The sequence below is a fragment of the Kitasatospora sp. NPDC057518 genome (assembly GCF_042802075.1).
Taxonomy (GTDB): Bacteria; Actinomycetota; Actinomycetes; order Streptomycetales; family Streptomycetaceae; genus Kitasatospora.
In genome coordinates this window covers 1-9,202 of sequence record NZ_JBHVEU010000355.1, presented here as the reverse complement: position 1 = coordinate 9,202, position 9,202 = coordinate 1, and the positions used below count along the sequence as shown (strand labels likewise).

Genomic DNA, 9,202 nt, shown 5'->3' with positions numbered 1-9,202 from the left:
CATCCCGGCGGCGTCGTGGTGGGCCCGGACGGTCGTGGAGTCGACGCTGACCAACGACAGGTCCGCCTTCCCCTCGCGGGCGGCCGCGGCGATCAGGCCTTCGAGCAGGGCACTGAACACGCCGGCGTCCCGCCAGACCCGGAACCGGCCGAAGACCGTGGACCAGGGGCCGAACTCCTCGGGCATCTCCCGCCACTGGGCACTGGAGCGGAACCGCCAGATCACACCCTCGAACTGGTCACGAAGCCGTTCGGGGTAGGGCCCGAACCTGCCGATCGGCAGATAGGGCTCGATCAAACTCCACTGCTCGTCGGTGAGTTGCCTGCGCGTCACATCCAACAGTCCTACCGGGTTCTGCCCCGGAGCGGGGCAGAACCCGAAGATTGATCACAACATCACACAGGCCCTAGCGGCCCACCAACAACCTGCCGGATCACGGCCTCATCCACGATCGAGACCAGGGTCGGACCGTTTGGTGTCAGGAAGCGTTGTTGCCGTGCAAGGCGGGCCGCCACGGTCTCTTCAATTTTCGCGGGGGTCGCACCCCGCATCACGTACTGGGTGAGCGCGCGAGCGTACGCGGGCGTCTGAAGCAAACCCCAAACCCGGCGTACGTCGTGCCCGCGAATCCCTCGGCAACGTGATTCAAGGTCTGCGTAGAGTTCGAACCAACCGGGGTACTGCGGTTCGGCATCCCAGTCCACGCGATCCCATGCATCGGTCATCTGTTGGCCGGTACCCAAGGCCTTGTCGCACTCCACGGCGAACGGCCGGCTGGGTGGTCGTTCCCGACTCTCCACCTTCTGTACGTAGCTCGGGTGGCTGAAGGTACGCCGCGCGAGTGCGGCGCATGAGTCGATCCCTGCCTTCTCCCGGTTGCTGCGCAACAGCCAAGCCCACGCAGAGGGCGTCAGCGTGATGTGTTGCTCCTGCGCCTTCCTGCCAGCCAAGCCGACCCCCATTCGAGACAACAGCGATGTCTTGAGAACAGGTATACCCAACCGGCCACCCGCTGTCGTTATCTGGTCACAGCCCGCCCGCTGGATGCGCCGAAGGGATCGATCCCCCCGGCACCTATGTAGGGCTGCATGCCTACCCCGCACTACTACGAAGAGGTCAACTCCCCAGGCAGAAAGGTGCGTCGAATGAGTGAGTCGCCGGAGCTCAACCCGGAGCCGAAACCGAAGCGGGAGCCCGACCACTGTCCGAGGGACGGCGAGGTGTTGACCGTCATCCGCCCGGAGCAGGACGACGAGACGGACGCCGGCCCGCCGGGCCAGGACGCCCTTGACGAGTGGACGTGCCCCAAGGGGCACTTCGGCTACTTCCTGCCGGCGGAACACCTGGAGGCGCACCCGTACGACGACCGAATCCAGGTCTGCGGCACGAAGCGCCACACCGACCCGCTCGCCGTCTCGGTCGTCGCCTGAGAGCACCACCGACCACGCCCAGGTGACCCCCCGACATCTGGACGAACCCCTGAAGACCCCCGTCCCCGGCTGGCTGTCATGGCTGACGTCCATCCGGGACGGGCCCCAACTCCCGCACCCCGCCCGGGGGCTGAAAACCGGGCCGGAAAGGTCGGTTGCGGGAACCGTGGTCTCGTCCGCCCGTGCAACACCAACCCCCGTGCGGGCGGGCGGGACCGCCTGAAGACCCCCGTCCTGGGCTGGCACTCTTCCGTGATCAGCCACCCCGGGCGGGTCAGCACCGACACGCGGAGTTGGCCGTTCGCCGATCGTGTCGGGCGCCCCCGGAACGCGTGGCGAACCGGCCTGGCGCACGCTGAACGCCCCTTGCCCGACTGTCCAAACCTCCCGGGCAAGGGGCACCCCTCGAACTCCCGGCAAGAGGTCCGTCCGGTCATCCGGACCCTGCCGGGCGCGCACCGGGCCCGGAACACCCGTGGTGCGCACGCCGATCCCCCTTGCCGGATGTTCTGACAAAGCGCCCGGACAGGGGGATCGGCCCTCAGATCCCCGCCCCGACTCACGACCGTCCAAGGGTGCCGAGTCGGGGCGGGCCCACCGGATCAGGACGGGAACTCCCTTGACGCAGACGGACATTCGCCAGCCGGCGCGCTGGCTCAGGGCCGAAACGCTGATCATGAACTCGTACGAACGGGTGCTCATGACCGTGCCCAAGGATCAACCCGGGCTGCTGCTGCCGGGGACCTTCGTCCGCCCGGGTGAACAGGTGGCCGACGCTGCGGTGCGCGGGCTCGCCGAGCAGACCGGGCTGCGTCGGGAGATCACCCACCACCTGGGCGTCGACCAGCACCCAGCCAACCCGGCGACCGGCGACGTCGAAGGGCTCACGGTCGTCTGCGACGGCGGCGACGCCTCCCTGTTGGAGATGAAGCTGCTCGCCGAACAGGGCGTGCCGGTGGGCGCGTTCCGGGAGATCAGCGGGCACCGGTGGGTGGGCCTGGACAAGGTCGCCGACCTTGCCGACCCCTACGTGGTGACGCGCGTCAGGGTCTCCCTGGGCATCCTGAACAGTGGGCTGAAGCAGCCCCTTCTGTACATCGGCCAGCCCGCCGGCTGACCCGTGGCGAAGAAGCGGCCCGGCACGGGACCGGTAGAGAACGTGGTGCGCACGGTCGGGAACAGCACCACGTGCCAGTGCCCCCAGCCCGACACGTGCGTTCTCCGGCTCCAACTCCCGCCGCCCGGAGGGGCCTTCCAGGACAGCCGCAACCGCCGCTGGACGGTCGTCCGCCGGGATCAGGCTGCCGACCCGGTGACCGGGAAGATCGGGAACACGACGATCTTGATCCAGCGGATCGCGAACGGTGAGCCGGTCGACCTGTCGTTCACCTGCGCGGGCCCGGTGAAGGTGGAGACCCACTACGAGAAGAACCGCCCGCACCGCCCGCCCCGACCCCCGTCCGCCCCGGGGAAACAGACGAACAGCAACTAGCCGAGAGAGAGGAACCAGTGTGCCGACCCCCGCCCCCGGACACCCGGTGACGACCTACGTCCTGTGCACCGACCCCGCGTCCCGTCTGCTGGTCGTCCAAGCCACCGGGCACGGAACGTGGCACCTGCCCGGCGGAGTGGTAGAGACCGGCGAAAGCCCGTTGGACGCTGCCCGCCGGGAGGTCCGCGAGGAGCTGGGGCTGACGGTCGACCTTCAGAACGACGACCTGTTCGCGATCGAGTGGGCGCAAGCCCGTCGCCCTGGCGCTCGTTCCCGACTCGTCTTCATGTGGGCCGGTCCGATACTCAGCACCGCCGACACCGACCGGATCTCCCTGCAAGCACGGGAGCTGTCCGCCTGGCGGTGGGCGACCCGAGAGGAAGCGAAGGAACTTCTTCACCCCGCCGTCGCCGTGCGAATCAGGGCGCCTCTTCAGCTCCCCGGACCCGTTACCTATCGAGAGACCCGACACGAAAGGACCACCTGATGGTGAACGTCGACTTCCCGGACCGACTCCTCCGGATCGGCACCCGAAGCTCCCCGCTCGCACTCGCCCAGACCGACATGGTGATCGCCGCACTGAAGGAGCACGAGCCGGCGCTTCAGACTGAGGTGGTACCGATCACCACCGAGGCAGACCTGTGGCAAGGCGACCTGGCCCAGCTCGGCGGCAAGGGGCTTTACACGAAGCAGATCGACACCATGCTTCAGCGCGGGGACGTCGACATGGCCGTTCACTGCGTCAAGGACGTGCCCGGCGACGTGCCGCTCCCTCAGGGGGTCGTCTTCGCCGCGTACATGGAGCGGCCGGACGTTCGGGACGTGCTGCTCTTCAAGGAGGGCTCCGAGTTCACGTCGCTGGCCGATCTGCCGTCCGGCGCGAACATCCTGTCGTCCGCTGTCCGCCGGAAGGCCCAGATCCTCCGCGCCCGCCCCGATCTCAAGGTCGTCCGGGTGCGCGGCGGAATCGACACCCGTCTCCTGAAGCTGGACGGGAAGAAGAAGCTCGATGTCCAGGCGGACGCCATGATCCTCGCGGCTGCCGGTCTGGCCCGCCTCGGGATCAACCGTCCCGGTTACGTGCTCAGCATGGACGAGATGCTGCCCGCGGTGGGCGCGGGCGTGCTCGGCCTGGAATGCCGCCAGGACGACCACCCGGTGGCGGCGCTGCTGGAGAAGGTCAACCACCCGAAGACACAGCGCGAGGTGACCGCCGAACGCGTCATGCTTCACACGCTGCGTGGGCACTGCAACAGCCCCATCGCCGGGTACTGCACCACCGAAGCGGACGGACAGCTCGTGCTGCGCGGCATGGTCTTCGACCGCGAAGGCTCGAAGTTCGTCAATGCTCAGCTCTGGGACGAACACCAGGGAGACCCGGCGGTTCTGGGCGCGCGCGTCGCTGCTGAACTGCTGCGGCAGGGAGCCCGTCAGATCATCTCGGGCATCCCCCACTGAGCACGGATTCGGCCCCGTCCGGGTTCGCCTGGACGGGGCTATCCCCTGCCCGAAGCCGGTCGCTGGTCGGCAGGCACCACGGCTGATCCCTTGCCCCAGCGCGTGGTGATCAGTCCCCGCTCGCGGAGTAGTTCGAGCGTGCGGCGGATGGTCATCCGGGCCATCTCGAAGCGGGTGCACAGTTCCGCTTCGGACGGGAACGGGCGCTCGTCGTACAACCCCTCTTCGATCTCGCGACTCAGCACGTCGGCCGCCACCCGGTACGGCGGAAGGCGACGCGGACGCTTCTCGGGGCTCTCGGACATGGCAGCAGCGTAGACAACCGTCGAATCCCGAACCACTTAGACAAGTGGACGTGTAGACAACTTAGACAGGTGGAGATACCTTCGAGTCTCAACCAAATACGAAACCCCCGGCGTCGGCGGCAACCGACCCGGGGGATGGACGAAGCCTCGGGAGGCTCCGACATGAACCACTTTATCGTCTGGGTGTACGCATCGTGGACGGCAATCATCGCTGCCGGCGTTCTGGCGCTCTATCTGCCGGTCGCAATGAACCCGGTGCCCAAGCCCGCCGTCGTGGTCGCCGAACCGGCCCCCGCGCCGCTCCCCGGGCAGCCCGGGTTCTGGGACACCCCCAAGCGCGCCGGCGACCAGAGCCAGCTCCTGGACGGGGAAGACAACGAACTCGTCCGCCCCTTCTGTGCGGAAGGCGAAGTGTTCTTCTTCGCGACCCGGCTGGGACTCCCGGACCCGGCCCACTGGCTGGACGACGCGACCACCGCGGACCACGTGCTCACCGGGGCCGGTGCGTGATGGCTGAGACCGCCCGCCAGGAAGAGGCCGTGGAGCCCGGTGTCACCCGCATCTGTGCCCGGTGCTCCGGCACCCGCAAGGTGACCGTCATCGGCCACGTGGAGCAGCAGACAGGCGCCGGATGGACCGTGTGGGGCTGTGACGACTGTGCCCCGATCCTCCGCAAGCTGATCGGCTAGAAGCACCAAGTAGGCCCCCGTTCGGGACGATCCCGAACGGGGGCCGCTTGCTGCCCGCCCCCATGGCTGGTACCGCACCAACCGCATTCCCGCAGGTCAGACGACGAGTGTTTTAGAGACGTTGTTCCACATCAGCGTCGCTATGACGCTCTCCTCGGTGCACCCGAGCTCGTCGCGCAGCACCCAGGCGAGCTGGGCGGCGCGGGCGCCGACCTCGGCGTAGGTCCGGACGACCGGGCCGGTGCCGTCCCAGGTGGTCACGGTCGAACGGCCGTGGACCGTGGACCCGTGCTCCAGGATTCGGGCGACGGTGAGCGGAACGTCCTGCATCGTGCTGAACACGGGTCCTCCTTGACCTGGCGGCACTGGGGGCTGCGCTCGCGGCACCTACCGGGCGGTAATGCGCGCGGACGTGCCCGATTGTGCCGCTCCCACCCCCTGCTGTCAGTATCCCGGCCCCGTTGCGCGGATCACGGATTCGTCCCGGTTCCGCCCCCGGCCCGCTCCCCGCCCGGTGAGGGCGACGGGTCGTCGGCGGCGGATCTCAGCGGGCGGGTCTCAGCGGGCGGTCGGGCCGTCCACGTGGTTGCGGTCCACGGTGAGGGTGGCGCCGCCGAAGGTCTCCTCGACGTTGCCGTGGTACTGGTGGACGCGCTGGTGGAAGGTCCAGAGGTCGGGGGCCAGGGCGCCGGAGCCGTCGGTGTCGGCCTGGCCGTCCCAGCGGGCGTACCAGAGTGCGTCGGGCATCGGGGAGCCGCCGGCCCGGGCGGCGGCGGCGAGGTCCGCGATGCCGGAGTCGAGGCTGGAGTAGAAGCCGGAGCGGTAGCCGGCGGCGTGCAGGCCCGCCGTCCAGCCGAGGGTAAAGTCGACCACGGCCTGGCCGCAGGCCGGGTCGCGCAAGGGATAGGCCTCGATGTCCAGGTAGACCGGGCTGCCCTTGGCGAAGCCGAGCGCGCGCAGGGACCGGGCGGCCTCGTCCGCCTCCTCCCGGCCCTGCTCGACGGCCTTCCCCGGGTCGATCCGCTTGGGCTTGTGGCCCGGGTCGGCGCACGGCGCCTGCAGTCCGACGTGCACCGGCAGGAACCGCCAGCCCAGCGCACGCACCTGGCGCACCCACTCGGCGGTGAGCCGCGGCTGGCCGCAGCCGCGCTGGGAGCCGCTGGTGTAGACGCCGAGCGCCCCGTACGGGGAGGCGTCGCGCCAGGCCTTCAGGGTGTCGAGCGGCGGTGCGGTGCAGGCGTCGAAGGCGGGGCCGCTCCAGGTGTCGCGGGCCCGGGGCGGGCCGGACCGGTCGGGCAGCCTGACGGCCCGGATGCGGGGGGCGGCGCCGGCGGCCGGGGTGACGGCTTCGGCGTTCACGACCGTCCCGTCGGTGGCCAGCAGGAGCACGAGGGCGGCGGCGAGGAGGGCGGCGGAGCGGAGATGGCGCACCCCGCCTTGATACTGACGGTCCGTCGGACGACCGCGGCAGCCACGCCGCGACACCCGCGCGAGTCCACCCTTTCGGACGCACCCGTCCGTATCCGTCCCGATTTTTGTAACGAGCTTGCTGGTTCATCACTCCTTACGGCAAACTCACAAATATGCCCACCTCCCATACCAGCGAAACCCCTGCCGCCTCGTCGTCGGCCGCCGCCGTCGCCGAGGCCCTGGCCATGCCGCCCTCCCCCAAGGGCGAGCCCGCCGGCGAGCGGGGCAGCTGGCGACGAGGTGGGGCGTCCGGCCCCTCGGCGCCACCCGAAGTCCACCCCGGCCGGTCCACCGGCCGGTTCGGCAAGGTCCTGCGGCGCCCGGAGCGGATCCCGGCGCCGCTTCTCTGTCTGACCGCGATGTTCCTGGTGCAGACCGGCATCGCCCTGTCCAAGCCGCTGTTCGGCCCGCTCGGCGTCAGCGGCACGACCTTCCTCCGGCTCGGCTTCGCCGCCGTCATCCTGCTCGCCGTCACCCGGCCGAAGCTGCGCGACAAGCGCCCCCGCGACCTCGCCGCGGCCGCGCTGCTCGGCATGGCCTCGGCCGGGATGACCTTCCTGTTCGCCGGGGCGATCGACCGGCTGCCGATGGGCACCGCCGCGACCATCGAGTTCCTCGGCCCGCTCGCCGTCGCCCTGGTCTTCGCCCGGCGCGCCAGCCACCTGCTCTGGGCGCTGCTCGCGGCCGCGGGCGTGGCGCTGCTGACCCTGCTCGGCGAGGGCGACGGCGGCGGATCGCTCGACCCGGTCGGCCTGCTGTACGCCTTCGGGGCGGCCGCCTGCTACGCCCTGTACATCCTGTTCACCGACAAGGTCGGCGCGGCCTTCCAGGGCTTCCAGGGCCTGGCGGTGTCGATGACGGTCGGCGCGCTGACGCTGGCGCCGTTCGGGCTCGGCCAGGCCTGGCACGGGCTGACCGCGCCCGAGGCCTCGCCGATGGCGCTGCTCGCCGCGGTGGCCGGGGTGTCGCTGCTGCTGCCGGTGATCCCGTACGCGCTGGAGATGACCGCGCTGCGACGGATGCCGCAGCGGGTGTTCAGCGTGCTGGTCAGCCTGGAGCCGGCGGTCAGCGCGCTGGTCGGGCTGGTGGTGCTGGGCCAGCTGCTGGGCGCGCCGCAGCTGGCCGGGATCGGGTGCGTGGTCGCGGCCAGCGTGGGGGCCACGCTGACCGGGCGACGGTAGCCCTCGCTTCGGTCCCCAGGACGCCCTGGGGACCCGGCGGCCTTACAGCGCTACGGCCAGAGCAGGGTGCGCGACCACTCCGGGGAGCTGACCGGGCCGGTGCGGGTGTAGCGCAGCCGGGTGTGCCGGCGCTGGGCGTCGCCCTGCCAGAACTCCACCTCGTGCGCCCACAGGGTGTAGACCGCGTGCCCGGGCGCGACCGCGTCCGGATGCGCCTCCAGCCGGCGACGGGCGACCGCCTCCGCCTCGTCGTACTCGGCGACCGAGCCCAGCGGCTCGCTCTGCCGCCCGACCAGCGCACCGACCCGGGCGGCGGGCGAGCGGGTGGCGAACTCGGCGGCGGCGACCAGGTCGGCGGCCCGCTCGACGGTGCCGCGCACCCGGACCTGGCGGCCCAGCTGCGGCCAGTAGACGGTCAGCGCGGCGGCCGGGTGCTCGGCGAGCTGGCGGCCCTTGGGGCTGTCGGCGGCCGCCGAGAAGTTCCAGCCGGTGCCGGCCGCGTCGACGTCGCGCAGCACCAGCACCCGGGCGTCCGGCATGCCGTCCGCGTCGACGGTCGAGAGGGTGAAGGCCTGCGGGTCCAGCACCCCGGCGTGCAGCGCGGTGGCGAGCCAGTCCACGAACAGCGGGCCGGGCTCGGCCGGGGCGGCCAGGTGGTCGAAGGACGGCAGCGGGCGGGCCATCGGCGGGCGGCCGAGCAGTAGTTCGGGGACGGACCTGGGCCCGGAGCGGTGCTCGTGGAGCGGCTCGGCCGACGGCTCCGGGCGCGCGTCCGCCGCCGGCTCCGCCCCGGCCTCCGGTGCGGGCCTGGCCTCGTCCGGGCCGGTCAGGCCCTCCTCCTCCGCCGCCATCGCGCGCCCTTCCTTCCGATTGCCGCGGTCGCCGCCCCGGCCGGGCCGGTCCGTCCGGGCCCGGGCACGTGGGTGCGCTGTCGGAGCGCAACCGTACCGCCGTGGGCCGACGGCTCCGGGCGCGGGCCCTCGGTGGACGGATCCGGGCCGGTCGGCGGGGGATTCCGGGGATGCCCGGCGGGGTGCTCCGACGGCGATGCGCGGCGGGGAGATCCGGCGGGGAGGCCCGGCGGGGAGGCCCGGCGGGGACGTCCTGCGGGGACGCCCAGGCCGACGGCCGGGGAACCCGGGACCGGCGCCGGACACACTCGTGGGCGGTGCCGATG

The 9,202-nt window shown here is 71.3% G+C and carries 13 protein-coding genes and 1 pseudogene; 8 read left to right on the top strand and 6 right to left on the bottom strand.

Features of this window, described 5'->3' with window-relative positions; translation table 11 throughout:
• A partial coding sequence (locus ACFU7Z_RS29235; protein ID WP_380780731.1) for a transposase occupies positions 1–333 on the bottom strand: 333 nt, incomplete at its 3' end.
• Between the two features lie 62 nt (positions 334–395).
• Positions 396–950, bottom strand: coding sequence for a Scr1 family TA system antitoxin-like transcriptional regulator (locus ACFU7Z_RS29230; protein ID WP_380780729.1), 555 nt, complete (start codon positions 948–950; stop codon positions 396–398).
• Between the two features lie 195 nt (positions 951–1,145).
• On the opposite strand from ACFU7Z_RS29230, the gene ACFU7Z_RS29225 reads away from it, so the two are divergent.
• From ACFU7Z_RS29225 to hemC, 5 genes are all read left to right on the top strand, one after another.
• Positions 1,146–1,430 carry a hypothetical protein gene (locus ACFU7Z_RS29225; protein ID WP_380780727.1) on the top strand — a complete coding sequence of 95 codons (285 nt, stop codon included), beginning with the start codon at positions 1,146–1,148 and terminating at the stop codon, positions 1,428–1,430.
• A gap of 619 nt (positions 1,431–2,049) precedes the next feature.
• Entirely contained in the window at positions 2,050–2,547 is a 498-nt protein-coding gene (locus ACFU7Z_RS29220; RefSeq protein ID WP_380780725.1) for an NUDIX domain-containing protein, read from the top strand.
• Between the two features lie 225 nt (positions 2,548–2,772).
• Positions 2,773–2,922, top strand: a complete 150-nt coding sequence (locus tag ACFU7Z_RS29215) for a hypothetical protein (protein ID WP_380780723.1) — start codon at positions 2,773–2,775, stop codon at positions 2,920–2,922.
• 46 nt (positions 2,923–2,968) lie between these two features.
• Positions 2,969–3,409 carry an NUDIX domain-containing protein gene (locus ACFU7Z_RS29210; RefSeq protein ID WP_380780721.1) on the top strand — a complete coding sequence of 147 codons (441 nt, stop codon included), beginning with the start codon at positions 2,969–2,971 and terminating at the stop codon, positions 3,407–3,409.
• Complete coding sequence (hemC, locus tag ACFU7Z_RS29205) at positions 3,409–4,380, top strand: hydroxymethylbilane synthase (protein WP_380780719.1); 972 nt, start codon at positions 3,409–3,411, stop codon at positions 4,378–4,380. Before ACFU7Z_RS29210 ends, hemC begins: the two co-directional genes overlap by 1 nt.
• Before the next feature lie 38 nt (positions 4,381–4,418).
• On the opposite strand, the gene ACFU7Z_RS29200 is transcribed toward hemC, so the two are convergent.
• A complete protein-coding gene (locus ACFU7Z_RS29200) occupies positions 4,419–4,685 on the bottom strand; it encodes a GntR family transcriptional regulator (RefSeq protein ID WP_380780717.1) in 267 nt (88 codons plus the stop codon).
• Positions 4,686–4,820: 135 nt separating this feature from the next.
• On the opposite strand from ACFU7Z_RS29200, the gene ACFU7Z_RS29195 reads away from it, so the two are divergent.
• Both ACFU7Z_RS29195 and ACFU7Z_RS29190 read left to right on the top strand, forming a co-directional pair.
• Complete coding sequence (locus tag ACFU7Z_RS29195) at positions 4,821–5,195, top strand: hypothetical protein (RefSeq protein WP_380780715.1); 375 nt, start codon at positions 4,821–4,823, stop codon at positions 5,193–5,195.
• Positions 5,195–5,374 carry a hypothetical protein gene (locus tag ACFU7Z_RS29190; RefSeq protein ID WP_380780713.1) on the top strand — a complete coding sequence of 60 codons (180 nt, stop codon included), beginning with the start codon at positions 5,195–5,197 and terminating at the stop codon, positions 5,372–5,374. Before ACFU7Z_RS29195 ends, ACFU7Z_RS29190 begins: the two co-directional genes overlap by 1 nt.
• 120 nt (positions 5,375–5,494) lie before the next feature.
• On the opposite strand, the pseudogene ACFU7Z_RS29185 reads toward ACFU7Z_RS29190, so the two are convergent.
• Together ACFU7Z_RS29185 and ACFU7Z_RS29180 are read right to left on the bottom strand one after the other, a co-directional pair.
• Positions 5,495–5,716 (bottom strand): annotated as a pseudogene (locus ACFU7Z_RS29185) (fatty acid--CoA ligase); the annotation flags it as partial.
• Positions 5,717–5,932: 216 nt separating this feature from the next.
• On the bottom strand, positions 5,933–6,805 hold the full coding sequence (locus ACFU7Z_RS29180) for a DUF1906 domain-containing protein (protein WP_107086553.1): 873 nt from the start codon (positions 6,803–6,805) through the stop codon (positions 5,933–5,935).
• A 152-nt stretch (positions 6,806–6,957) separates the two neighbouring features.
• Between ACFU7Z_RS29180 and ACFU7Z_RS29175 the strand changes: the two genes are divergently transcribed.
• Entirely contained in the window at positions 6,958–8,025 is a 1,068-nt protein-coding gene (locus tag ACFU7Z_RS29175; protein WP_380780711.1) for a DMT family transporter, read from the top strand.
• 50 nt (positions 8,026–8,075) lie between these two features.
• Here the strand turns inward: ACFU7Z_RS29175 and ACFU7Z_RS29170 are convergent, their stop codons facing one another.
• Positions 8,076–8,876 (bottom strand): pyridoxal 5'-phosphate synthase, encoded by an 801-nt coding sequence (locus ACFU7Z_RS29170; RefSeq protein WP_380780709.1) that lies wholly within the window; start codon positions 8,874–8,876, stop codon positions 8,076–8,078.
• Positions 8,877–9,202 lie beyond the last annotated feature (326 nt).

Excerpts from the sequence above, each read along its gene's own strand:
- hemC (WP_380780719.1), top strand. The coding sequence starts at position 3,409 with ATGGTGAACGTCGACTTCCCGGACCGACTCCTCCGGATCGGCACCCGA.
- ACFU7Z_RS29200 (WP_380780717.1), bottom strand. The coding sequence starts at position 4,685 with ATGTCCGAGAGCCCCGAGAAGCGTCCGCGTCGCCTTCCGCCGTACCGG.
- ACFU7Z_RS29175 (WP_380780711.1), top strand. The coding sequence starts at position 6,958 with ATGCCCACCTCCCATACCAGCGAAACCCCTGCCGCCTCGTCGTCGGCC.
- ACFU7Z_RS29170 (WP_380780709.1), bottom strand. The coding sequence starts at position 8,876 with ATGGCGGCGGAGGAGGAGGGCCTGACCGGCCCGGACGAGGCCAGGCCC.
- ACFU7Z_RS29195 (WP_380780715.1), top strand. The coding sequence starts at position 4,821 with ATGGACGAAGCCTCGGGAGGCTCCGACATGAACCACTTTATCGTCTGG.
- ACFU7Z_RS29190 (WP_380780713.1), top strand. The coding sequence starts at position 5,195 with ATGGCTGAGACCGCCCGCCAGGAAGAGGCCGTGGAGCCCGGTGTCACC.
- ACFU7Z_RS29225 (WP_380780727.1), top strand. The coding sequence starts at position 1,146 with ATGAGTGAGTCGCCGGAGCTCAACCCGGAGCCGAAACCGAAGCGGGAG.